This is a genomic window from Photobacterium sp. S4TG1 (assembly GCF_036040035.1).
Classification (GTDB): domain Bacteria; phylum Pseudomonadota; class Gammaproteobacteria; order Enterobacterales; family Vibrionaceae; genus Photobacterium.
In genome coordinates this window covers 1-24,429 of sequence record NZ_JAYXUH010000019.1, presented here as the reverse complement: position 1 = coordinate 24,429, position 24,429 = coordinate 1, and the positions used below count along the sequence as shown (strand labels likewise).

Annotated in this window: 21 protein-coding genes; 14 read left to right on the top strand and 7 right to left on the bottom strand. The window is 40.8% G+C overall.

Annotated elements, in window-relative coordinates; translation table 11 throughout:
- Positions 1–66 precede the first annotated feature (66 nt).
- The 13 genes from ispC (at position 67) to VXS03_RS17245 (ending at position 17,289) form a co-directional block, all read left to right on the top strand.
- On the top strand, positions 67–1,263 hold the full coding sequence (gene ispC / locus VXS03_RS17305) for a 1-deoxy-D-xylulose-5-phosphate reductoisomerase (RefSeq protein ID WP_327765133.1): 1,197 nt from the start codon (positions 67–69) through the stop codon (positions 1,261–1,263).
- On the top strand, positions 1,260–2,615 hold the full coding sequence (gene rseP / locus VXS03_RS17300; RefSeq protein ID WP_327765132.1) for a sigma E protease regulator RseP: 1,356 nt from the start codon (positions 1,260–1,262) through the stop codon (positions 2,613–2,615). Before ispC ends, rseP begins: the two co-directional genes overlap by 4 nt.
- 36 nt (positions 2,616–2,651) lie before the next feature.
- Entirely contained in the window at positions 2,652–5,057 is a 2,406-nt protein-coding gene (gene bamA, locus VXS03_RS17295) for an outer membrane protein assembly factor BamA (RefSeq protein ID WP_327765131.1), read from the top strand.
- Positions 5,058–5,074: 17 nt separating this feature from the next.
- A complete protein-coding gene (locus tag VXS03_RS17290) occupies positions 5,075–5,584 on the top strand; it encodes an OmpH family outer membrane protein (RefSeq protein WP_327765130.1) in 510 nt (169 codons plus the stop codon).
- A 103-nt stretch (positions 5,585–5,687) separates the two neighbouring features.
- The gene (gene lpxD / locus VXS03_RS17285) at positions 5,688–6,716 is read left to right on the top strand and encodes a UDP-3-O-(3-hydroxymyristoyl)glucosamine N-acyltransferase (RefSeq protein ID WP_327765129.1); all 1,029 of its coding nucleotides are present in this window, start codon (positions 5,688–5,690) and stop codon (positions 6,714–6,716) included.
- A gap of 93 nt (positions 6,717–6,809) precedes the next feature.
- Entirely contained in the window at positions 6,810–7,265 is a 456-nt protein-coding gene (fabZ, locus tag VXS03_RS17280) for a 3-hydroxyacyl-ACP dehydratase FabZ (protein ID WP_045037461.1), read from the top strand.
- Positions 7,262–8,050, top strand: coding sequence for an acyl-ACP--UDP-N-acetylglucosamine O-acyltransferase (gene lpxA / locus VXS03_RS17275; protein ID WP_327765128.1), 789 nt, complete (start codon positions 7,262–7,264; stop codon positions 8,048–8,050). Before fabZ ends, lpxA begins: the two co-directional genes overlap by 4 nt.
- Positions 8,050–9,192, top strand: coding sequence for a lipid-A-disaccharide synthase (gene lpxB / locus VXS03_RS17270; protein ID WP_327765127.1), 1,143 nt, complete (start codon positions 8,050–8,052; stop codon positions 9,190–9,192). The genes lpxA and lpxB overlap by 1 nt, the downstream gene beginning before the upstream one ends.
- A gap of 5 nt (positions 9,193–9,197) precedes the next feature.
- Entirely contained in the window at positions 9,198–9,809 is a 612-nt protein-coding gene (gene rnhB, locus VXS03_RS17265; protein WP_327765126.1) for a ribonuclease HII, read from the top strand.
- 120 nt (positions 9,810–9,929) lie between these two features.
- On the top strand, positions 9,930–13,409 hold the full coding sequence (gene dnaE / locus VXS03_RS17260; protein ID WP_327765125.1) for a DNA polymerase III subunit alpha: 3,480 nt from the start codon (positions 9,930–9,932) through the stop codon (positions 13,407–13,409).
- A gap of 71 nt (positions 13,410–13,480) precedes the next feature.
- Complete coding sequence (gene accA / locus VXS03_RS17255; RefSeq protein ID WP_080159010.1) at positions 13,481–14,440, top strand: acetyl-CoA carboxylase carboxyl transferase subunit alpha; 960 nt, start codon at positions 13,481–13,483, stop codon at positions 14,438–14,440.
- A 143-nt stretch (positions 14,441–14,583) separates the two neighbouring features.
- A complete protein-coding gene (tilS, locus tag VXS03_RS17250) occupies positions 14,584–15,900 on the top strand; it encodes a tRNA lysidine(34) synthetase TilS (RefSeq protein ID WP_327765124.1) in 1,317 nt (438 codons plus the stop codon).
- A 177-nt stretch (positions 15,901–16,077) separates the two neighbouring features.
- The gene (locus VXS03_RS17245; protein WP_327765123.1) at positions 16,078–17,289 is read left to right on the top strand and encodes an aromatic amino acid transporter; all 1,212 of its coding nucleotides are present in this window, start codon (positions 16,078–16,080) and stop codon (positions 17,287–17,289) included.
- 92 nt (positions 17,290–17,381) lie between these two features.
- Here the strand turns inward: VXS03_RS17245 and VXS03_RS17240 are convergent, their stop codons facing one another.
- The 7 genes from VXS03_RS17240 to metN form a co-directional block, all read right to left on the bottom strand.
- The gene (locus VXS03_RS17240) at positions 17,382–17,570 is read right to left on the bottom strand and encodes a DUF4250 domain-containing protein (protein WP_080159013.1); all 189 of its coding nucleotides are present in this window, start codon (positions 17,568–17,570) and stop codon (positions 17,382–17,384) included.
- Positions 17,571–17,573: 3 nt separating this feature from the next.
- Positions 17,574–17,777, bottom strand: a complete 204-nt coding sequence (locus tag VXS03_RS17235) for a YaeP family protein (protein ID WP_080159014.1) — start codon at positions 17,775–17,777, stop codon at positions 17,574–17,576.
- A 185-nt stretch (positions 17,778–17,962) separates the two neighbouring features.
- Positions 17,963–19,678, bottom strand: a complete 1,716-nt coding sequence (locus VXS03_RS17230; RefSeq protein ID WP_327765122.1) for a proline--tRNA ligase — start codon at positions 19,676–19,678, stop codon at positions 17,963–17,965.
- Positions 19,679–19,804: 126 nt separating this feature from the next.
- On the bottom strand, positions 19,805–20,506 hold the full coding sequence (gene tsaA, locus VXS03_RS17225) for a tRNA (N6-threonylcarbamoyladenosine(37)-N6)-methyltransferase TrmO (protein WP_327765121.1): 702 nt from the start codon (positions 20,504–20,506) through the stop codon (positions 19,805–19,807).
- Between the two features lie 99 nt (positions 20,507–20,605).
- Positions 20,606–21,421, bottom strand: a complete 816-nt coding sequence (locus VXS03_RS17220; protein ID WP_327765120.1) for a MetQ/NlpA family lipoprotein — start codon at positions 21,419–21,421, stop codon at positions 20,606–20,608.
- A gap of 52 nt (positions 21,422–21,473) precedes the next feature.
- A complete protein-coding gene (locus VXS03_RS17215; RefSeq protein WP_327765119.1) occupies positions 21,474–22,160 on the bottom strand; it encodes a methionine ABC transporter permease in 687 nt (228 codons plus the stop codon).
- On the bottom strand, positions 22,150–23,184 hold the full coding sequence (gene metN, locus VXS03_RS17210) for a methionine ABC transporter ATP-binding protein MetN (RefSeq protein ID WP_327765118.1): 1,035 nt from the start codon (positions 23,182–23,184) through the stop codon (positions 22,150–22,152). Before metN ends, VXS03_RS17215 begins: the two co-directional genes overlap by 11 nt.
- Before the next feature lie 293 nt (positions 23,185–23,477).
- Here metN and gmhB point away from each other — a divergent pair, with 293 nt between their 5' ends.
- The gene (gene gmhB, locus VXS03_RS17205) at positions 23,478–24,035 is read left to right on the top strand and encodes a D-glycero-beta-D-manno-heptose 1,7-bisphosphate 7-phosphatase (protein ID WP_327765117.1); all 558 of its coding nucleotides are present in this window, start codon (positions 23,478–23,480) and stop codon (positions 24,033–24,035) included.
- Positions 24,036–24,429 lie beyond the last annotated feature (394 nt).

The following is a 24,429-nucleotide window of genomic DNA, read 5'->3' as shown; positions in this document are numbered from 1 at the left end:
TTAATAACAGCCATCTTTTCTAAAGGCAGCTATTTCGCTGCCTTTTTTGTAACTGTAAGTGATTTTATGCGTAAGTTAACGATTCTTGGTGCTACAGGCTCTATTGGCAGTAGCACTTTAGCGGTAGTCGCTCAAAACCCTGATTCATTTGAAGTTACCGCATTAGCTGCGGGCTCTAATGTTGAAAAAATGTTTGAGTTGTGTCAACAATGGCAGCCGAAATATGCAGCAATGGCGTCTGTGGCTGCAGCTGAGCAACTTAACGACTTAGTAACGCAAGCAGGGCTAAATACTCAAGTTTCAGGCGGTGATGAGGCTATTTGTCACGTTGCAGCATTAGATGAAGTTGATACTGTCATGGCTGCTATTGTTGGTGCAGCGGGCTTATTACCTACTATGGCGGCAGTTAAAAAAGGCAAACGCATTTTATTAGCGAATAAAGAAGCGTTAGTCATGACAGGACAAATGTTTATTGATGCTTGTGAAGAATATAGGGCAGAACTCTTACCCGTTGATAGCGAGCATAATGCTATTTTTCAAGCACTACCCGCTGAGATTCAATGTCGTATGGGACGTTGTGATTTAGCCGCTCATGGCGTTAGTAAAGTATTATTAACCGGCTCAGGTGGCCCATTCCGCTATACTGACATCAATGCCTTAGATGCTGTAACTCCAGGCATGGCAATTGCACATCCGAATTGGTCTATGGGGCCTAAAATTTCGGTTGATTCAGCAACAATGATGAATAAAGGCTTGGAATACATTGAAGCTCGATGGTTATTTAATGCCAGCCGTGAGCAGATGCAGGTGATTATTCATCCGCAATCAGTCATTCATTCAATGGTGCAATATAAAGATGGTTCTGTTATCGCACAGATGGGATTACCTGATATGTGTACGCCTATTGCATGTGCGATGGCATACCCACAACGGATTGACTCTAGTGTAGCGCCACTTGATTTTAGTCAGATCGGTGAGTTTACCTTTATGGCGCCTGATTTTGATCGTTATCCATGTCTGAAATTGGCTATTGATGCTTGCTATAAAGGTCAAGCAGCAACGACTACTTTAAATGCGGCTAATGAAATCGCTGTTGCTGCCTTTTTAGCCAATGAAATTCTTTTTACTGATATTGCGAAAGTGAACAAGCTAGTGTTAGACACCGCAATATTAATTGAACCTAATGATATTGATGCCGTAATGGTGCTCGACAAACAGGCTCGTGAGCTTGCTTTAGACATTATTGCGAAGGAATTTGCATGATTGAATTTATCCGTAATTTAAGCGCTTTTTTAGTTGCTCTTGGTATTCTGATCGCCGTTCACGAATTTGGCCACTTTTGGGTTGCTCGTCGTTGTGGTGTTTATGTTGAACGCTTTTCTATTGGCTTTGGTAAAGCCTTGTTTAATCGCGTAGGTAAAGATGGAACAGAATACACATTAGCGCTGATACCACTGGGTGGTTACGTTAAAATGCTTGATGAGCGGGTAGCTGAGGTTCCGCCTGAGAAACGTCATATGGCGTTTAATAATAAGAAAATTTGGCAACGAAGTGCTATTGTTGCGGCAGGTCCAATGGCAAACTTTGTATTTGCGATTTTTGCTTATTGGGTGGTGTACCTTATTGGCGTACCCGCTTTAAAGCCTGTTATTGGTGAAGTTGCGCCACAATCTATTGCGGCGAAAGCGGGAATTATTCCGGGAATGGAACTAAAATCAGTTTCTGGACTCGAAACTTCTGATTGGGAATCTGCCAATATGGCATTGATTTCACAGATTGGGGATAAACAAGTTGTGATAACTGCACAAGAGCCTGACAGTTCAGTTGTGGTTTCACGTACACTTGATTTAACTCATTGGTCTTTTGATCCTGAATCCCAGCGGGTGTTGACGACATTAGGAATTTCGCCATTTACACCACCAATTACGCTAACTGTTTCACAACTTGTTGATAATAGTGCAGCAATTGATGCAGGATTTAAATTAAATGATAAGATTGTCGCTGTTGATAATAAATCAGTAACGCAGTGGCAGCAATTTGTTGATGCTGTTCGTAGTCATCCAGGCAAAACGCTACAAGTTGAAGTTTTACGTGATGAGGAACCAGTGATGTTATCATTGACGCCTCGTGTAAAAGTTGAAGCTGATGGTAAAGAAGTTGGCTATGTAGGATTGGCACCAAGTATTGAACCTTGGCCAGCATCGTACAAAGTTAATTTACAGTTTGGTCCAATTGATGCGGCGATCAAAGCGACCGAAAAAACCGGTCAGTTAGTATCACTAACGTTTGATATGGTCACTAAGCTCGTTACTGGTGATGTTGCAATGAAAAACCTTAGTGGACCTATATCTATCGCTAAAGGAGCCGGAATGACAGCTGAGTTTGGCTTAGTCTATTTCCTCGGTTTCTTAGCTTTGATCAGTGTTAACCTAGGCATTGTAAACCTATTACCTTTACCTGTGCTTGATGGCGGACATTTAATGTTCTTTGCTATCGAGGCGGTAACTCGTCGTCCTGTATCTGAACGAATTCAGGATATTGGCTATAGAGTGGGATCAGCCATTTTGGTTGCGTTAATGGCGGTTGCGCTATTCAATGATTTTACCCGACTTTAATAAATGCGTATTTAGCAAGGAATAATCAGTACAGTAATGGCGATTAAAAAACTGTTAGTCGCATCGCTGCTTTTGACAAGTAGCGTTGCGCATAGCGCGGAAAATAAATTTGTAGTTGATAACATTCGTTTTGAAGGTCTTCAACGAGTCACTATGGGTGCAGCATTGTTAAAGATGCCTGTTCGTGTCGGTGATACTGTTGATCCACAGGATATTTCAGCATTAATCAAATCTCTTTATTCTTCCGGCAACTTTGAAGATATTAAGATCTATCGAGACGGTAATACGTTATTAGTCGATGTAAAAGAACGTCCAACAATTGCAGATATCACTTTTGCTGGCAATAAAGCTATCAAAGATGAGCAATTAAAAGAAAATCTTGAAGCATCAGGCTTACGTGTTGGTGAGGCGCTAGATAGAACAACATTGTCCAAGATTGATAAAGGTCTGGAAGATTTCTATTACAGCGTGGGTAAATATAACGCTACGGTAGAAGCTGTTGTGACGCCTTTACCTCGTAACCGTGTGGATATTAAATTTGTCTTCACTGAGGGTGTATCCGCTAAAATTAAGCAGATCAATATCCTTGGAAATCATGTTTTCAGTGATGCCGATTTGGTCGGTAAGTTCAAACTTAAGGACAGTGTGCCTTGGTGGGACTTTATGGCGAATGAAAAGTATCAAAAACAGGTTCTGCAAGGTGACCTAGAAACATTACGCTCACAGTATTTAAATAATGGCTATTTAAAGTACCGCTTAGAATCAACGCATGTTGCAATCTCTCCTGATAAAAAAGGCGTGTACATTACTTTAAAAATTCATGAAGGTGAGCAATATAAAGTTAAGGACGTTAAGTTCCAAGGTGATGTTGCAGGCCGTGTTGCTGAATTTGATAAGCTAGTTACCTTTAAAGCTGGCAGTGTCTACAATGGCGCTGAAGTTACAGCATTAGAAGAAGCTGTTAAGCGTGACTTAGGCAAAGCCGGTTATGCTTATCCTAAAGTAACCATCATGCCTGAGTTTGATGATGCAGCACATCAAGTATCCTTGATCGTGAATGTTGAACAAGGTAAACGTGTATATGTACGAAATATTGAATTTAGTGGTAATAACACCACCAAAGATGAAGTATTACGTCGTGAAATGCGTCAAATGGAAGGCTCATGGCTAAACGCTAAATCCATTGAAACGGGTAAACAGCGTTTAAACCGTACTGGTTTCTTTGAAAATGTTGACGTACAAACTGTACGTGTTCCTGGTTCTGATGATCAGGTTGATGTGAAGTACAAAGTTAAAGAAGCAAACTCTGGTAGTGTGAATTTCGGTGTTGGTTATGGTACTGAATCTGGTATTAGTTTCCAGGCCGGTTTAACGCAGAAAAACTTCTTAGGTACAGGTAACTTATTTGGCATTAATGCAATGACCAATGATTACTCTAAGAATATTAGCCTTGAGTATAAAGATCCGTATTTCACCATTAATAACGTGAGTTTGGGTGGTAAAATTTATTACAACGAGTTTGAAGCATCAGATGCCAACATCTCGGATTATACCAACCAAAGTTATGGCGCGAGCTTAACGTGGGGCTTCCCATTTAATGAATTAAACTACTTTGATTTTAGTTTGGGTTATGATCATAACAAGATCTCTAATATTCAAGACTACTATCAGATTGAGCAATTTAAGAAGATCCATGGTTTTGACGAAAACAGTGATAATGCGATTGAACTTGATGACTTCAGCTGGAGTATTTCTTGGACACGTAACCACCTAAACCGAGGTTATTTCCCAACATCAGGTAATTACCAGAATGCATCATTTAAGATGACTATTCCTGGGTCGGATTCACAGTACTTCAAGACGCAATATGATGTTCGCCAGTACATTCCATTAACAGAAAAAGAAGACTACACCTTATTACTTCGTGGTAAGTTGGGTTACGGCAATGGTTACGGTAAAACAGATAATGGCAGCGATCAGCTAATGCCATTCTACGAAAACTATTATGCGGGTGGTTTTACTACTATTCGTGGTTTCCGTTCAAATACTGTTGGTCCTAAAGCTGTGTATGGTGAAGGCCAAGGTAACAACCAACAAGGTGTTGTTAGTGATGAGTCTACGGGTGGTAATGCTATCGCTCTAGCAAGTATGGAATTAATTGTTCCAACACCATTTGCTTCACAAGAAGTTAAAAACCAAGTACGTACGAGCTTCTTCGTTGATGCTGGTTCGGTGTGGGATACTGAATTCCACCCTGATTATACTAACGCGAGTTCATTACCAGATTATTCAGATCCCGGTATGATTCGAGCGTCGTACGGTGCTGCATTACAGTGGATGTCCCCAATGGGTCCACTTGTATTCTCGGTTGCGAAACCAATCAAGAAATATGAAGGGGATGATGAAGAGTTCTTCACATTCACCATTGGTCAGTCATTCTAATTTTTAAGGAGAGTCTTTTGAAACAGTGGATTAAAGCAGCAAGTTTAGGTTTAGTAATTTTATCTTCATCTATGTACGCTAATGCGGCAGAAGCTGCACAAAAAATTGGTTATGTGTCTACAGGTCAGGCTATGTCTGAGTTAGCGACACGTTATAAAGTACAAGAAAAATTGCAAAAAGAGTTCAGTGGCCGAGTGGCAGCTTTACGTTCGATTGAAGGTAAAATGAAAACCAAAATCGACAAGATGAAGCGTGATGGTGAGCTTATGACACCAACACAACGTACTGACATTCAACGTCAACTTGCAGCCCTTGATTCTGATTATAAGCTAAAAGCTAAAGCGTTAGCTGAAGATCAACGTCGTCGTGGTATGGAAGAAGAGCAAAAGCTTGTTAAGAAGATCCGTACTGCTATCGATACTGTAGCGAAGAAAAATGGTTACAATGTTGTGCTAGATGCACAAGCCGTATTATTTGCAAGTAAGAGCGATGACTTATCATCTAAAGTTATTGCTGCAGTAAAATAAAACAGTAACCCTGTGGTAAACGTTGTAGCTGGCTGGTTCAGCTACAACTTTTGATCTAACAGCTACCTCTAGGTGGCTGTTGTTACAAGAGAGATAGAATAAAATGGCTGTAATTACTCTTGCTGAATTAGCGGATAAATTAGGTGCAGAGCTACATGGCGACGGCATAACTGAAATTCACTCGATTGCCGCGATGGGCAAGGCGACTACAGGGCAAATCACGTTCCTTTCTGATAGCAAGTACCGTCAACAGCTTACTGAGTGTCAAGCGGATGCAGTAATGCTACGAGAAGCGGATGTCGAATTTTTCAAAGGCAATAAGCTCGTCGTAAAAGATCCTTATCTTAGCTATGCGTTAGTGGCTCAACTTTTAGATACAACTCCTGTTGCTGCGGCTGATATTGCCACTTCAGCTTATATTGATCCAACGGCGACAGTTGGCAGTAATGTTGCGATTGGCCACAATGCTGTGATTGAAGCTGGCGTACAATTGGGCGATAACGTTCAAATTGGTGCGGGTTGTTTTATTGGTAAAAATGCCATTATTGGTAACAACACCAAGCTGTGGGCAAATGTCACTATCTATCATGATGTGGTGCTAGGTTCACAATGCCTTGTGCAGTCAAGTACTGTTATTGGTGCAGATGGTTTTGGTTATGCAAATGATAAAGGCGAGTGGGTTAAGATCCCGCAACTGGGTTCAGTTCGTATTGGCGATCGCGTTGAAATTGGTGCGTGTACAACCATTGACCGTGGTGCACTAGAAGATACTATTATTGCTGACAATGTGATTATTGATAACCAAATGCAAATCGCCCATAACGTGCAGATCGGCTATGGTACAGCAATGGCGGGTGGTACTATTGTGGCTGGTAGTACTACAATTGGTAAATATTGTATTATTGGTGGTGCTTCTGTACTCAATGGTCATATAAAGATCGCAGATGGCGTAACCATTACTGGTATGGGAATGGTTATGCGCAGTATTGAAGATAAAGGTATGTATTCTTCAGGTATTCCACTGCAACCTAACAAAGAGTGGCGCCGAACAGCTACCCGGGTTCATCGCATTGATGATATGAATAAACGTCTAAAAGCAGTTGAAAAACAACTTAAAGCTAACGACGAATAATTTTACATCAGCATTGACTGGCCTGCCCTTGTGTAGGCCATTTTGCATTTTCATCGCATATTTATTATCTCTTTTTAAGACAGGAATTTAGTTTTGACGACCGAAAATAAGACGTTAAACATCACCGAAATTCAGGCACTTCTTCCTCATCGTTACCCATTTCTTATGATTGATCGTGTAACCAATTATGATGAAGGTAAAACCTTAACAGCTATTAAAAATGTTTCTGTCAATGAGCCTCAATTTACGGGTCACTTCCCTAATATGCCAGTATTTCCTGGTGTGTTAATTTTAGAAGCAATGGCACAAGCAACAGGTTTATTAGCGTTTAAAACCTTTGGTGCGCCAGCAGAAAATGAACTGTATTACTTTGCTAGTATTGATAAAGCAAAGTTTCGTAAGCCAGTAGTACCTGGTGATCAAATGATCCTTGAAGTTGAATTTATTAAAGAACGTCGTGGTATTGCGTTATTTAATGGTATCGCTAAAGTTGATGGCGAGACTGTATGTTCAGCAGAGCTTAAGTGTGCAAGACGAGTATTCTCATGATTCATGAAAGTGCGAAAATTCATCCATCGGCAGTGATCGAAGATGGGGTAATTATTGGTGCTAACGTTACGGTTGGTCCATTTACCTATATTGCAACTGGAGTTGAAATTGGTGAAGGCACAGAGGTGATGTCTCATGTCGTCATTAAGGGACCAACAGTTATTGGTAAAGATAACCGTATTTTCCCGTTTGCAATTGTTGGTGAAGAGTGCCAAGACAAGAAGTTCAGTGGTGAAGCAACACGCTTAGAAATTGGTGATCGTAATGTGATCCGTGAAAGCGTACAAATTCACCGTGGCACCACGCAAGATAAAGGTGTGACGGTTGTGGGTAATGACAATTTATTATGTGTTAATGCTCACATTGCACATGATGTGGTTGTTGGCGATCATACCCACATTGGTAACAACTCTATTTTAGGTGGTCATGTTACGGTGGGTGATTACGCCGGTGTAATGGCATTGTCTGCGATTCATCCATTCTGTACTGTTGGAGCTTACAGTTACGTTGGTGGCTGTTCTGCAGTGGTACAAGATGTACCGCCGTATGTATTAGCTCAAGGTAACCATGCTAAACCATTTGGTTTAAACATTGTTGGCTTGCAGCGTAATGGGTTTGAAAAGCCAGAATTACACGCTATTCGTCGCGCTTATAAAGAAATTTATCGTTCAGGAAAAACATTGGCTGAAGTAAAACCAGTCCTTGCTGAAATGGCAAAAGATTGGCCGTCAGTTGCACGTTTTTCTGAATTACTTGATAACTCAGAACGCGGTATTATTCGCTAATGACGAAGCCTCTTCGAATAGCTATTGTCGCCGGAGAAATCTCCGGCGATATTTTAGGTGCCGGTTTTATTCAAGCCGTAAAAGCACAATATCCCGATGCTGAATTTGTGGGTATTGCGGGGCCTCGCATGCAAGCTCAAGGCTGTGAAGCGCTGTTTGATATGGAAGAGTTAGCCGTGATGGGGATCGTTGAGGTTCTTGGGCGATTACCCCGGTTATTTAAAGTTAAAGCTGAATTAGTTAAATATTTTAGCGCCAATCCACCGGATGTGTTTGTTGGTATTGATGCGCCTGATTTTAATCTACGGCTTGAGAAAGACTTAAAAGATCGTGGTATTAAAACGGTGCACTATGTTAGTCCATCTGTGTGGGCATGGCGTCAAAAGCGAATTTTTAAAATTGAAGCAGCCACTAACTTAGTGTTGGCTTTTCTGCCATTTGAAAAAGCATTTTACGATAAATTTAATGTGCCATGCCAGTTTGTTGGTCATACCATGGCCGATGCGATTCCATTACAAACCGATCAAGTTGCAGCGCGTGAATTACTTGGTTTAGATCCAACTAAACGTTGGTTAGCCGTGCTTCCTGGTAGTCGTGGCAGTGAAATGGCCATGCTCGCAGAACCTTTTATTCAAACTTGCCAAAAGCTCAAAGTAAAGCATCCTGAGCTCGGGTTTGTGGTCGCATTAGTGAATCAAAAGCGTCGTGCTCAGTTTGAGCAAGTATGGCAAGCCACTGCACCGGAATTGGATTTTGTGTTGGTGGACGACACTGCGCGAAACGTCATGATTGCTGCAGATGCAGTGTTATTAGCATCAGGTACCGTTGCGTTAGAGTGTATGCTCGTGAAGCGCCCAATGGTGGTTGGCTATAAAGTAAAACCATTGACGGCGTGGATTGCTAAGCGAATGCTAAAAACGAAATACGTATCGTTGCCTAATATTATGGCCGATCGTGAATTAGTGACTGAGCTATTGCAAGATGATTGCACGCCAGAGAAGTTATTTCATGAAGTTGATAATATCCTTTATGGTGACACGAGTGCATTAATGGCGCAGTTTGAAAGCATGCATAAAACGATTCGTTGTAATGCCGATGAGCAAGCAGCAAAAGCCGTATTAGCATTAATCGATAAGGCATAGTTATTATGGCTGAAAAACAAGAATTTCCTCCTTTTGTCTATCCGCAAGCAAACTGTATTGCGGGAGTCGATGAAGTCGGTCGAGGCCCATTAGTGGGCGCCGTTGTTACTGCTGCTGTGATTTTAGATCCTAATAATCCGATTGTGGGATTAACTGATTCTAAAAAACTCAGTGAGAAAAAGCGTAACTTGTTGTTTGACGAAATCAAACAAAAGGCACTTTCGTGGTCTCTTGGTCGTTGTGAAGCAGACGAAATTGATCAGCTGAATATTTTGCAAGCGACAATGGTTGCAATGCAACGCGCTGTAGCTGGGCTACATATTCAGCCTGATTTTGTGCTAATTGATGGCAATAAAACCCCGGCGTTACCTATGGCGGCACAAGCGGTGGTGAAAGGTGACTTACGGGTGGCTGAAATCAGTGCCGCGTCAATTATCGCTAAAGTAACACGTGATCGTGAAATGGAGATCCTCGATGCAGAGTTTCCACAATATGGCTTTGCAAAGCATAAAGGTTATCCAACCAAAGCCCATTTTGCCGCTTTAGAACAATATGGTGCAATTGACCAGCATCGAAAAAGTTTCAAACCTGTTAAGCGTGTACTCGGTCTTGATTAAGTCCTTGTGATTGCGTGATAAAAAGGCGAACCATTTGGTATCGCCTTTTTTTATACGACGAATGACTACTCGATCGGGTATAATTTTTGTTAATTAAGTAATGTAATGAATTAGGTTGTCATGGCAGAACCCCGTTTTATCCACCTTCGAGTTCATAGTGATTATTCAATGATCGATGGCTTGGCGAAAGTGAAACCTATCGTTAAGCGCGCGACTGAACTTGGCATGCCAGCACTGGCTTTAACTGATTTCACTAACCTCTGTGGCTTAGTGAAGTTTTATTTTGCTGCCCATGATGCGGGTATGAAGCCGATTATTGGTGCTGATTTTAAAGTACAAAGCCAAGAAATGGGTGATGAGTTATTTGAACTCACCATTTTAGCGGCCAGTAATGAAGGCTATAAAAACCTAACGTTATTAATTTCTGAAGCGTACCAACGTGGTCATGTTCAGCATCAGCCTGTGATTGATAAAGAATGGCTCATTAAACACCGTGAAGGGTTAATTATTTTATCTGGTGGTCGAACGGGTGATGTTGGGCGCGCATTACTAAAAGGTAATCAACAGCTGACAGATGCTTGTGTTGCTTTTTATCAGACCTATTTCCCCGATAATTATTATTTAGAATTGGTGCGAACAGGTCGTGCTGATGAAGATGCTTATTTGCATTTTGCCATTGAACTTGCTGAAAAATATGACTTACCTGTGGTTGCCACCAATGACGTGCGATTACTTAGTGCTGACCAATTTGATGCTCATGAGATTCGTGTTGCTATCCATGATGGTTATACCATGGTCGATCCTAACCGACCTAAACTCTATAGCAACCAACAGTATTTACGCAGTGAAGAAGAAATGTGTGAGCTGTTTGCGGATATTCCTGAGGCTCTGCAGAACTCGGTCGAGATCGCTAAACGGTGTAATGTTACGGTTCATTTAGGCGAATATTTCTTACCTAATTTCCCGACAGGGGATATGAAAATTGAAGATTTCTTAGTTGAGAAATCTAAACAAGGTTTAGAAGAGCGTCTAGAGTTTTTATTTCCCGATCCTGAGGTTCGAGCTCAGCGTCGTCCCGAATATGATGAACGTCTAGATATTGAGCTGAAAGTTGTCAACCAAATGGGTTTCCCTGGTTACTTCTTGATTGTAATGGAATTTATTCAGTGGTCAAAAGATAACGATGTACCTGTCGGTCCTGGTCGAGGGTCAGGTGCGGGTTCATTAGTGGCTTACGCATTAAAAATCACTGACTTGGATCCGTTAGAATTTGACTTACTGTTCGAACGTTTTCTTAACCCTGAACGTGTTTCCATGCCCGATTTCGATATCGACTTTTGTATGGATAAACGTGATTTAGTAATTGATCACGTTGCTGAAATGTATGGCCGTAATGCGGTATCACAGATCATTACTTTCGGTACCATGGCTGCTAAAGCGGTTATTCGAGACGTAGGTCGTGTACTTGGGCATCCATATGGTTTTGTTGATCGTATTTCTAAACTGATTCCAGCAGAACCGGGAATGACGCTTGAAAAAGCATTTGATGCCGAGCCTCAACTGGGTCAGGCTTATGAAGCCGATGAAGAAATTCGTGATCTGATTGATATGTGTCGCATTCTAGAAGGTGTAACGCGTAACGCAGGTAAACATGCTGGTGGTGTGGTTATTTCACCAACCACAATCACGGATTTTTCACCACTATATTGTGATGCTGAGGGTAATAACCCGGTTACTCAATTTGATAAAAATGATGTTGAAACCGCGGGCTTAGTAAAGTTCGACTTCTTGGGGCTACGAACCTTAACTATTATTGATTGGGCGTTAGGGATGATCAACCCACGCCGAGTCGAGCAAGGGTTAGATCCTGTTAATATTGCTGCAATTCCAATGGCGGATAAAAAGTCATTTGATATGCTGCAACGCTCTGAATCAACTGCCGTGTTCCAGCTCGAATCCCGCGGTATGAAAGATCTTATCAAACGCCTACAGCCTGACTGTTTTGAAGATATGATCGCTTTGGTGGCACTCTTCCGTCCCGGTCCGTTACAATCAGGCATGGTAGATAACTTTATTGACCGTAAGCATGGTCGAGAAGCTGTATCGTACCCCGATGAAAAATGGCAACATGAATCACTAAAAGAGATTCTTGATCCCACTTACGGCATTATTCTGTATCAAGAACAGGTAATGCAGATCGCACAGGTTCTAGCCGGATACACCCTTGGTGGTGCCGACATGCTACGTCGTGCGATGGGTAAGAAAAAACCATCGGAAATGGCGAAACAGCGTGCCGTATTTGAGCAAGGTGCTATCGACAACGGGGTTGATGGCGAATTGTCGATGAAGATCTTTGACTTGGTAGAGAAATTTGCCGGTTATGGTTTTAACAAATCGCACTCCGCTGCTTATGCGTTAGTGTCATACCAAACATTGTGGTTAAAAGCCCATTACCCAGCTGAGTTTATGGCTGCAGTAATGACGGCTGATATGGATAATACTGATAAGATCATTAGCTTGGTTGATGAATGTCACCGCATGAATCTTAAATTATTGCCGCCAGATGTGAATAAAGGTCTGTACCGCTTCAATGTTGATGATGAAGGCGCAGTCGTTTATGGTATTGGCGCGGTTAAAGGTGTCGGTGAAGGGCCGATTGAAAATATTATTAGTGCTCGTGAAAAAGATGGTCACTTTAAAGATTTATTTGATTTCTGTGCTCGAATTGATACCAAAAAGGTCAATAAACGTGTTCTTGAAAAGTTAATAAAATCAGGTGCATTGGATCGATTAGGGCCAAACCGTGCTGCAATGTTAGCAACACTTGATGATGCGATTAAAGCGGCGAGTCAATACCATAAAGCGCAAGAGTCGGGTCAAGAAGATCTGTTTGGTGTTTTAACTGAAGCCCCTGAAGAAGTTGAACATGCTTATGCTAATATTGCAGAAGCACCAGAAAGTGTTTGGCTTGAAGGTGAGCGTGAAACATTAGGGTTATACTTAACCGGTCATCCAATCAATGCTTATATTTCCGAATTAAAGCATTATACCACCTGGCGTTTAAAAGATGCGCAGCAAACAGGACGTGATAAAGTAGCGTCTGTTGCTGGGCTTGTGATTGCCGCTCGTGTGATGACAACTAAGCGTGGTAGCCGTATTGGTTTAATGACATTGGATGATCGTTCGGGGCGTATGGAAGTGATGTTATTCACTGATGCTCTCGATCGTTACATTGATTTGCTCGAAAAAGACAAAATAGTGGTTGTATCTGGACAGGTCAGCTTTGATGATTTCAATGGTGGCCTTAGAATGTCAGCACGTGAAGTGCTCGATATTTCAGAAGCACGAGAAAAACATCTTCGTGGTGTCGCTATTTCGGTAACCGAAGAGCAAATCGACGAACAATTTTTTTCCCGTTTCAGCCAAGTGTTGGAACCGCATAGAGCAGGTACTGTTCCTGTTCATATGTATTATCAGCGCTCGAATGCTCGGGCCAAGTTTACCTTAGGAACAGAGTGGCGCGTAACGCCTGCCGATAAATTATTATCGGATTTAAAAATGCTCCTAGGTGATAAACAGGTCGAGCTTGAGTTTAATTAAGTTAGCTTGTTATTTGTGGTAGGGTATAACCAAACCCTATTATTAAAATAAGCAAAAGGATTTTAAGTGGTATGAGCCTGAACTTCCTCGAGTTTGAACAACCGATTGCAGAATTAGAAGCAAAGATTGAAGCACTACGTGATGTATCACGCCGTGATGAGTCTAACTCGGTTGATCTTGAAAAAGAAATTGAGCAACTAGAAAAGAAAAGCCTCGAATTAACTAAGAAAATCTTTGGTGATCTTGGTGCCTGGCAGGTTGCGCAACTCGCACGCCATCCTCAGCGCCCATATACTTTTGATTATGTCGAGCACATGTTCGAAGAGTTTGATGAATTAGCCGGTGACCGTGCTTTTGCTGACGATAAAGCGTTAGTCGGTGGTATTGCACGTATTGATGGTCGTCCAATTATGGTTATTGGTCATCAAAAAGGACGTGGTACGACTGAAAAAGTTAAACGTAACTTTGGCATGCCAAAACCTGAAGGCTACCGTAAAGCGCTGCGCCTAATGAAAATGGCAGAGCGTTTTAAAATGCCGATTGTTACTTTCATCGATACTGCGGGTGCATACCCAGGTGTTGGTGCCGAAGAACGTGGACAATCAGAAGCAATTGCAATGAACCTCAAAGTAATGGCTGGCCTTACTGTGCCTGTTATTTGTAATGTGGTTGGTGAAGGCGGTTCTGGTGGTGCGTTAGCAATTGGTGTGGGTGATTGCGTTAACATGTTGCAATACTCAACCTATTCAGTGATTTCACCTGAAGGTTGTGCATCAATTCTATGGCGTGACGCTGATAAAGCGCCTCAAGCTGCTGAAGCGATGGGTCTAACAGCACCTCGTTTAAAAGAGCTTGAGCTAATCGATAATATTATCGAAGAGCCATTAGGTGGCGCACATCGTAATATGCCGTTAATGGCAAATACACTAAAAGCACAAATTAAAGCGACATTAGAAGAGTTAGATCAGCTAGATACTGAAGAACTACTTGAACGTCGTTATCAGCGTTTAATGAGCTACGGTTACTGTTAATCGTTGCTATTTTGCGCTTTAAGAAGGTCAGCATAAATGCTGGCCTTTTTTTATATTTTTATGTTGGCCAATGCTGTTTGTTGGTGTTGGTTAATGTATTGCTGGTATAGACTAAGAAATCTGTTTTTAGAAGATATAAGCCAATGTTGTATTCTCATTTTTGTCATCAAATACTTGCAAATCCACCTGTAACTAAGCGATTAGTGTTGGCATTAAGTGGCGGGTTAGATTCACGGGTCATGCTAGATTTATTGGCGCGTTTTATTGATCAACATCGTGATTATCGAGCCCATGCGGTATATGTTCATCATGGATTGAGTACTAATGCTGATACGTGGGCGCAGCAATGTGTCTCATGGGCGTTAGCAAGTGGTATTGATTGTGATATTGAGCGCGTAGTTTGTGAATTAGGTGGTGGTGCCAGTGTTGAACAAGCGGCGCGAGATGCGCGTTATAAAGCATTATCTCGTCATATATCAGCAGGTGATAGTTTGCTAACAGCGCAACATGCTGATGATCAAATTGAAACGGTATTATTAGCCTTAAAGCGGGGGAGTGGACCTGCAGGTTTGGCAGCAATGCCTGTATTAACCTCATTCGCAGCAGGATTACATTTACGACCGTTATTAACCATCAGCCGCGCAGCTATTGAAGCTTATGGCACCCAGCATCAGTTGCAATGGGTTGAAGATGAAAGTAATCAAGACCAACGTTATGATCGTAATTTTATTCGCCATCAAATAACACCACTGCTAAATGAACGCTGGCCAGGAATTCGTAAAGCGGTCAGTCGTAGTGCGCATTTATGTGGTGAACAAGAAGGTTTATTAGAAGAGTTATTAAGTTATCAGCTCCAACAAGCACTACAAGCTGATGGTAGTTTATATATTGCGGAAAATATCAGTGCTCGTTTAGGAATGGCCTTGATTCGACAATGGTTAAAACAACAGGCTGTGATCATGCCATCATTGGCACAGCTTGAACAAATCTGGTTTAACTTAGTTCAAGCAAAAATCGATGCTAATCCGCAAGTGTGTTGGCAGCAGTATCAAGTTCGTCGTTATCAGCAACAGTTGTATTTATTAGAGCAATGGCCAGATATCAGTGATTGGCAACAAGAATTGATCATTAACCAACGATGTCAGTTACCGCAAGCATTAGGAACTGTATGCTTGCTGCAGCAAACTCAAGCTGGATTACGCTTGCCTTATACCGATGAGGTGGTATCGGTTAGGTTTGACTATTTAGGTCCAGAGATAAAACCACAAGGACGCAGCGGTAAGCGTAAGTTTAAAAAATTACTTCAAGAATATCAGGTGCCGAGTTGGTTGCGTCGTCGTACACCAATGCTGTTTTATGGCGAGCAGTTAGTCGCTATGGCTGGAGTATTTATGGTTGATGAATTTATTGCACCTGTGACCGCAACGACGACTGTGCAGTTTTCATGGCAACGGTCATAAGTATTCCATTTAATTATCGGCACTATCAGTACAACAACGCATATGTTAATTTTTTTAACATATGCGTTTGTTTAATAAATATTTATTCAGATAGGTATTCTTTTGTTGCTAAAATATTCGATGCGCATTATTGTACTAGTTCACTGATACATAATAGTCGTTAATGAAGGACAGAATATGAGTAAACCATCGACACTTGGAGGTGCATGCATTATTGCTAGTGTGTGCGTAGGCGCAGGTATGCTTGGGTTACCAAGTGCTGGTGCTGGTGCATGGACATTATGGACAGTCCTAGCGATCTCAATAACGATGGTGATGATGACATTATCTGGTTGGCTATTACTTGAAGCATTAAAACATTATGATTTTAAAGTGTCATTTAACACCATTACTAAAGATGTGTTGAAAGGCAAAGTGAATGCGATCAATAACCTCTCGCTGTATTTTGTTGGTGGTATTTTGCTTTATGCTTATATTTCTTCATCTGGTATGATTTTTGGTGGTTTATTTGATATTAATGCTAAATTAGCGTCTATCTTGTTTGTGATTGCATCGTCTGTTTTTGTGCTTCATTCCACTCGCGCTGTTGATCGTATCTCAGTATTATTGATCATCTTCATGGCGAGCAGTTTCATTATTGGTATTTCAGGCCTGGCGACTAATATTCAGTTACCAACGCTGCTTGATAGTATGGATTCTCAAACCAGCCTTTCTCCTTATGCTCTTGCCATTTTACCCGTAGCATTAACTTCCTTTGGCTATCACCACTCAGTCAGCACTATGCGTGATTATTACCGTGATGAAAATCGTGCCAAAAACGCTATTTTAGGCGGCACTTTGATTGCATTGACGTTTTATGTGATTTGGGTGGTATGCATTTTTGGTAATTTACCTCGAACACAATTTGGCCCTATTATCGCCGCTGGTGGTAGTGTTGATGCATTAATGACGGCATTGGGTAGCGTTGTCAGCTCTAACAGTGTGAAGCAAGCTTTAAATATTTTCTCGATTGCTGCTGTTGTGTCATCATTTATTGGTGTTGGTTTGGGGGTATTTGATTATTTGGCAGATTTCTTTGGTTTTGAAGACACGAAACAAGGTCGCTTTAAAACATGGGCGGTGACTTTTATTCCACCACTGGTGTTCTCATTATTTGCTCCGTTTGGATTTGTAGCTGCGATTGGTTTAGCGGGTGCTGCTGCGACGATTTGGACCTGTATTATTCCAGCATTGTTAGCTAAAAAACTGCGTCAGCGTCAACCTGAACAACAAGGGTTTGTTGTACCTGGCGGTAATGCTACTGTTTATGCGGTAATAATCTTTGGCGTATTAACTGCGTGTTTCCATTTATTAGCGATGGCTGATGTACTGCCAATATTCAACGGCTAATTGAGTCATTACACCAAAGAAATGTTATTTAATAAGTATAAAAAACGGCACTGATGAGTGCCGTTTTTTTATTTGATGTTTATAAGTCAACGTTAACGAAACTGTTGTACTTCAGGTAAGAAATCAAAGCCACCGGTGGCTAATTTTGCAATTAATTGTTCACGATCGATATCAAAAAATTTGACTAAATCATCGAGGGTATTAAATTCATCGCGGATCTTCATGTTGACGATACTCATCAACATCACAGTATCCATAGTTTCAAATTTTGATAAATCCATTGTTTAGTCCTCGTGATCACTGATCAATAAGTTGGCAGCGGCAAAAGCTGCACGTTCACGTACGTCTAATGGTAATTCAGTATTAGCTGCAATATCATCCAATGTCTTAATTGCACACTTAATTGCCGTGGGAATATAGCCTTGATCACCACTGCCAATTTGAGAGTAAGTCATTCGAATTAGCTCACAACATTGATAAACTTGCATGGTCTTTCCTTTGCCTAAAAATATTCACATAAGATCAGAGTGACGAATCTTATGTGAATATACTGAAGCGGTTATTGAGTTGAATATTATCATAGCTGTGAAAGAGATAAAAAATGTTTGTGATAATTAAGCTATAAAAAAAGCCACCTAAATGGGCAGCTTTTTTAAATTTATATGGTTGTTAATTAAGCCATTTTTTGCTTAAGAAAGTCCATAACATCAGCAGCAATCACGGCTTCTTTAGTACCTGTACGGCGGTTCTTATATTCCATCTCACCATTTTCAAGGCTACGATCGCCAATTACGATAGTGTGAGGAATGCCGATTAATTCCATGTCAGAGAACATCACACCAGGACGTTCTTTACGATCATCAAATAATACTTCGATACCCATTGCAGTAAGATCTGCGTATAGCTTCTCTGCTGCTTCCTGAACGCGCTCTGATTTATGCATATTCATTGGTACGATAGCCACTTGGAAAGGCGCTAGAGCGTCAGGCCAGATGATGCCGTATTTATCATTGTTTTGTTCGATAGCTGATGCCACAACACGTGATACACCAATACCGTAACAACCCATTTCTAGAATTGAACTCTTACCGTTTGAATCAAGTACGCTACAGTTCATCTTATCAGAGTAAGTGGTACCTAATTGGAAGATATGACCAACTTCGATACCACGTTTTAGCATCAACGTACCTTGGCCACATGGGCTTGGATCGCCTTCAACGACGTTACGTAGATCATCAACACGGCCAAGTTCAACGTCACGACCCCAGTTGATACCGATGTTGTGTTTACCGTCAACGTTAGCACCAGCAGCAAAGTCACTCATTACCGCAACACTGTGATCAACGATAAACGGTAGTTCAAGGCCTACAGGACCTAGAGAACCAGCACCAGCACCGATAAGCTCACGCATTTCTTCTTCCGTCGCCATCTCTAATGGAGATGCAACTTCTACAAGGTTTTCTGCTTTGATTTCGTTAAGTTCGTGGTCACCACGGATGATCAATGCCACGATAGGTGCGTCGATTTCATCAGAAGCTTTAACGAATAACGTTTTCACTGTTTTTTCGATAGCAATGCCGTGTTGTTCAACCAATTCTGCAATAGTTTTCGCATTTGGCGTATCAATAATGGTCATTGCTTGTGTTGGTTCAGCACGTTCAACAGCAGGTGCAATAGCTTCTGCTTTTTCGATGTTAGCAGCGTAATCAGATTCAGTAGAGAATGCGATTAAGTCTTCGCCGCTTTCGGCCAGTACGTGGAACTCTTGAGAACCATTACCACCGATTGCGCCTGAGTCAGCTAATACAGGACGGTATTCAAGACCCATACGGTCAAAAGCTTTACAGTAAGCAGCATGCATAGTATCGAAAGACTTTTGTAAGCCGTCTTTATCGATATCAAAGCTGTAAGCATCCATCATGCAGAATTCACGTGCACGCATTACGCCAAAACGTGGGCGACGTTCATCACGGAATTTAGTCTGAATTTGGTATAAATTAAGTGGCAGTTGCTTGTATGAGCTTACTTCGTTACGTACAAGACTAGTGATCACTTCTTCTGCTGTTGGGCTTAGTACAAACGGACGGAAATGACGGTCAGTAAAGCGAAGTAGTTCAGGACCCATCTTTTCAGAGCGGCCAGTCTCTTCCCATAGTTCAAACGGCTGAACAACGGGCATCAAAGTTTCGATTGCGCCTGCATTGTCGATTTCTTGGCGAACGATGTTTTCGACTTTACGCAGCACACGCAGACCTGTAGGTAGCCAGGTATATAGACCTGAAGCTAACTTACGGATCATACCTGCACGTAGCATTAGTTGGTGACTAATGACTTCTGCGTCGTTTGGAGTCTCCTTCAGGGTAGAAAGAAGATATTTACTGGTACGCATTGATGGTATCCGTTATTGATAAAAGGAAAGAGAAGGAACTGATGTTCCACCCGTCAGTATCATGACGATAGCCCTTTATATTACCAGTCTCGGCGCTATTCGCCAAAGATAACTACATAAGATCTATTATTGATTAATAGTATCGATACTAATTACCGTAACAATGGGCTCAGTCACCATAAAATGAATGTTAAAATTAAATAAATTTACCGCATAAACTTTATTGTCAGTTTTGCCTTTTTTATAGGCTGGGCGTGGATCTTGAGCTAAGACTTCTGTGATCACAGCGCGATGATAATCGGCTTGTTTGCCACGTAATTGTTGTTGAGCATGCTCACTAAATTGAACATCGAATATTGGTGGTTGTTCAGAGGCAAAACCACCTAAGGCATTGGGTAAGCTGTCTGAATAGGGAATATAAGGCTTAATATCAACAATCGGTGTACCGTCAACTAAGTCGGTTCCTCCTACATCAATGATCACTTGGCCATTATGATGTCGTACTCCTTTTAATTTAACGGCTGACATTCCAATACCATTGGGACGAAAAGTAGCGCGACTTGCAAAAACACCAATTCGCTCATTACCGCCAAGACGCGGAGGACGTACTGTTGGCCGCCAACCCGCCTTTAAATTTTGGTCAAATAAAAATAATAACCATACATGGCTAAATTGTTCGATGCCACGCACCGCTTCTAGGGAGTTAGCTTCACCTTGTAAAATAACTTCGCAGCGAGCACTGGGGACGAGTCCTGGTTGACGAGGGACTGCAAACTTTTCTTTATAAGGAGAGTGGACGATACCGATAGGTTCAATGCTATAAGCCATCAAATTAAGCCAATGTTAAGCTGAAGATAATGAATCAATATAACATAAAAAGCAGGCACTAAGGCCTGCTCTTCAATGATGTATTGCTAATTGGTGCGATTACCAGCCTTTAACCGCGCCGCCTTTAAAGATAGTCTGAGCTGAATTATAAACTTCATCTGACTGATAAGCTTGAATGAACTTTTGTACATTTTCAGCATTAACGTTATCTTCACGAGCGACAATAATATTAACGTAAGGCGACTGTTTGTCTTCTACGAAAAGACCATCTTTTTCAGGTGTTAAGTTTAAGCTACTAGCGTAAGTATTATTAATTACGGCTAATGCAACATCATCTAAAGAACGTGGTAATTGCGCGGCTTCTAATTCTACGATTTTAAGATTTTTAGGATTATTCACAATATCTAGCACTGTTGCGGTTAAACCTGTATTTGGTTTTAGTGTAATTAGACCTTGTTGTTGTAATAATAATAATGAACGACCAAGGTTAGTGGGATCATTGGGTACTGCAATTTGATCACCATCTTTTAATTCATCCAGTGCTTTAATCTTATTTGAATAGCCTGCAATAGGGTATACAAACGTATTGCCAGCAATCGCAAACTTATAACCACGATCTTTAATTTGTTGATCTAAATATGGCTTATGCTGAAAAGCATTAGCGTCAATAGAGCCTTCTGCTAATGCCGCATTAGGTGAGACATAATCTGTAAAAGTAACTAATTCAACATCAAGCCCATATTTATCTTTGGCTTGTTTAGCAGCAACTTCTGCCACTTGTTCTTCAGCTCCCGCCATGACACCAATTTTTACTTTACTGTTATCAATGGGGGTTTCTTGCTCACTACAGCCTGTTAATGTGATAGCTGCCGCAACGCCAGCAATGGCAAAAAGGTGTTTAAGATTGAACGCCATAGTATTACTCCTTAAATGGGCTTTCCTTGATGATATAAATAATCTTTTGCTACTAACGGTGATCGACACGTTTTACTAAGTGATCACCAATTGATTGAATAAGTTGAACTAAAATAACGAGCATAATGACGGTGATAGCCATGACGGTGCCATCAAAACGCTGATAACCATAACGAATACCGACATCACCCAAGCCTCCGCCTCCAACGGTTCCCGCCATGGCGGAATAACTAATTAAAGTCACTAAAGTAATGGTGATCGCATTAATAATGCCGGGTAAAGCTTCTGGTAATAATACCTTGGCGATAATTTGCATCGGGGTTGCACCCATAGCTTGTGCCGCTTCTATTAGTCCTGTTGGAATTTCTAATAACGCCCCTTCAACTAAACGCGCGATGAAGGGAATTGCACCGACTGTTAGTGGCACAATGGCGGCAGCGGTACCAATAGAACTGCCAACTACAAATCGCGTAAAAGGGATTATGGCGACTAATAAAATAATAAACGGAATTGAACGGCCAATATTAACCACAATACCTAGAATTTTATTTAAAACAGGGTTTTGCCATAAGCCATTTATTTTAGTGAGATGTAATGTCACACCAAGAGGAATGCCAATAATAAAGCCAATTAACCCTGACACCAGCACCATGGTTAACGTTTGCCCTAATGCTTCGATAAGTAATTCAGTCAGGCGCTGATTGCTCTGCCACCATGTTGTTATTGAATCAAGCGACATAACCTAGTACCTCGACATTTAATTTGTGATCACGTAAAAACCTAATAGCGTTATCAATGGCAGTTTGAGTACCAAAGAATTCGGCGAGCATTAATCCAAACTTAACCCCTCCTGCATAATCCATATTTGAACTAAGAATACTGATATCAAGATTAAACTCGCGTGCAACTTGGCTAATTAATGGTGCATCGACAGAGTCTCCAGTAAATTCCAGTCTAATAAGGGGATAACTTCCTTTTACTGAGGTTGGTGTCATTCTTAATTGATAATCTTCAGGAATCGACAAATCTAACGTTGAGCGAATAAACGCTTTGGCTAATTCGGTTTTCGGGTGTGCAAAAATGTCGCCGACAAGGCCTTGTTCGACCAATTCACCACCGCCAATAATCGCAACTTGATGACAGATACGTTTAACCACATCCATTTCATGAGTAATCAATAAAATAGTTAAGTTAAGTTGCTGATTAATTTTACGTAATAAAGCCAGTATTGATTGCGTTGTTGCGGGATCAAGTGCGCTGGTGGCTTCATCACACAATAAAACTTTGGGATCAGATGCTAAAGCTCTTGCGATAGCTACCCGTTGTTTTTGACCACCACTTAAGTTTGATGGATAGCTATTACGTTTATCTTCTAGACCGACTAATGATAGTAGCTGAGTGACCTTAGTATTTATTTCTGGTTTTGAAATACCAGCAAGCTCTAACGGTAGTGCAATATTGGCAAAAACTGTGCGTGATGAAAGCAAATTAAAATGCTGAAAAATCATACCAATTTTACGACGAGCTAAAGTTAATTCATTAGATGAAAGGGTGGTTAAATCAATACCATCAACAATAACATTACCTGTTGTTGGCTTTTCTAATAAATTCACACATCGAATTAGTGTACTCTTTCCTGCTCCTGATGAGCCAATCACACCGAAAATTGTTCCCTGTTCTATGGTGAGATTAATATCTTTTAGCGCATTGATTGCTTTCTCACCTTGATAGAACACTTTATTGACTTGTTTTATTTCTATCATTGAACTTCCTGATTAATTAGATGCAATCCATCATGTGCAAATAGTGCTATATTGCATTTATTGTTAACAATTGGTTGTATCAGTTAAAATAGATCAACTGCTGTTAAGCTGATGCTATTTCCAATCGCTTTTTAAGTCAATAGCTATTTTTACGTCTAGACGTCTAAATGGTCGTAGGGTTTATTACAGTACTCTGTTCATGGCTAATCAGTCTTGTGGATGTGATAACTAATACTTTTCAATACCAACTCGTGACATAATCAAACCAATATCTAATTGTTGAGGGCTTTCTTTTGGCCAAACCAGCTGTCTTTATTGATCGTGATGGCGTAATAAACGTTGATCGCGGCTATGTACATACTGTTGATGATTTTGAATACATTGATGGTGTTTTTGATGCATGTAAAAGATTCAAAGAAATGGGTTACTTACTTGTTTTAGTTACTAATCAATCTGGTATTGCTCGTGGTATCTTCAGCGAAGATGAGTTTATTTCTTTGACTGAATGGATGGATTGGAATTTCGAAGATCAAGATATTGAATTTGATGGTATTTACTATTGCCCACACCATGCAACGGAAGGCAAAGGTGAATATTTACAAGATTGTGATTGTCGTAAACCAAATCCAGGCATGTTTATCTCGGCGCAAAGTCATTTAAATATTGATATGTCAAAATCAGTAATGATTGGTGATAAAGCTGATGATATGAAAGCAGCGATAGCGGCAGATGTTGCTTTTAAAGTATTAGTACGTACAGGTAAAGCGATCACTGAAGAAGGTGAAGCATTAGCTGATGCTGTATTAGACAGCGTTAAGAATGTACCAGCATGGCTCGCTGAAAACGCGTAATTGTTCATGATATAAAGCAGTAGGTGATCTACTGCTTTTATTTTAGAGGTTATCAATTATAGCGTTGCGTCTTCTCTTTCTACTTCCTACTCATTGTGAAACACCACATCTTGTTTATCCTCTCTAGCTTATTTACAGCTTCTTTTTATTTTATTGCTGCTTTAATTTTCACTTCATCACTATTTAACGACTATTAAGATGCTATTTAGATACAAGATTAAATGTAGTTATTATTAATTTTTGATTAAAAAATGGATGCAATATGAATTTTTGAACAAAAATAAAGCGGTTGATTGTTTTGGTATAAAAAAACTATTGTCAGCTTCAAAAATCTCCCTATAATGCGACCTCACTGACACGGACAACGGCGCAAGTGGTTACCGAAAGTCAGTAT